General features: G+C 69.8%; 2 protein-coding genes. One reads left to right on the plus strand and one right to left on the minus strand.

Annotated features, from left to right (window positions below; genetic code table 11):
* Positions 1 to 76: 76 nt before the first annotated feature.
* A complete protein-coding gene (locus ACX28W_RS43940; RefSeq protein ID WP_459005697.1) occupies positions 77 to 565 on the minus strand; it encodes a GNAT family N-acetyltransferase in 489 nt (162 codons plus the stop codon).
* Here ACX28W_RS43940 and ACX28W_RS43945 point away from each other — a divergent pair.
* A complete protein-coding gene (locus tag ACX28W_RS43945) occupies positions 528 to 827 on the plus strand; it encodes a hypothetical protein (protein WP_459005698.1) in 300 nt (99 codons plus the stop codon). The two genes, ACX28W_RS43940 and ACX28W_RS43945, sit on opposite strands and share 38 nt — an antisense overlap.
* The last annotated feature ends 68 nt before the right edge of the window (positions 828 to 895 follow it).

Raw genomic sequence — 895 nt, forward strand, 5'->3', positions numbered from 1 at the left:
CGCGCGGCGTCCAGCGGCTCCTGCATGCCGGCCACCATCCAGGCGAAGCCGGTGCCCCGCCAACCGGCACACCGCGTCATTCCGAAGGAATGCGAAACTCGAATTCGGGACGGTCCCACGGCACGGCAGGCGGGTTCGCAAACGCGGTCCCGGTCCGCACCGCACCAACGCGGTGGTAGAAGTCCTCGGCGGGAACATGCGACACGACCTTGAGACGGTCGAGCCCGGCGGCACGGGCCTCGGACTGCATGTGCGCCACGAGCAGCCGTCCAATACCCCGTCCTTGCGCTTCGTCGGCGACGAACAGCAGGTCGAGCTCCGGTGGCGCGAGGACGAGCGAGTAGAACCCGAGGACCCGGCCTCCATGCTCGTCGGCGCCGACGGCCACAAAGGCGCGGTGGGCCTCGATGTAATCAGGACCGACCCGGTAGCCCGCCACTGCGGCTGCGTACTTACCCTCGTAGGCGCCTGAGCCACGCACGAGCCGCGTGAGCCGTTTGGCATCCCGCGCGACGGCCCTCCGTATCGTGATCGGCTGGCTGATCGGGGAAGTGCGTGAACTCATCGGGAGAGTATTTCGCACCGGGGAGTGCCTTCTTGCGGCGGGTCGGCTGCTCGGGCAGGCGTTCCCGCACCGCTCCCGGGAACCGCTCGCCCAGTCCCCGATCGGCCACGTCACCGCCGCCGAATCGGCCGCCCGCCAGCAGCAACTGGACGCCCGAACCGATGCGGAGGAGCTGGAGAACGGCGTGGTCGACAGCTGCTCTCCCTGGGCCTGCCGTGGCGAAGCCGAGCCGGTACAGGAAAATTCCGAGCCAGCCTCGTGAGGCGGATCATCCTCGACCTGTTCGCCGGCCCCGGCGGCTGGAGCCACGCCCTCACCGTCCCCGGGGCC

The organism is Streptomyces sp. SD15, assembly GCF_054462255.1.

What these genes read in the sequence shown, in the direction of transcription:
- ACX28W_RS43940 (WP_459005697.1), bottom strand. Translation starts at nt 565, where the DNA reads ATGAGTTCACGCACTTCCCCGATCAGCCAGCCGATCACGATACGGAGG.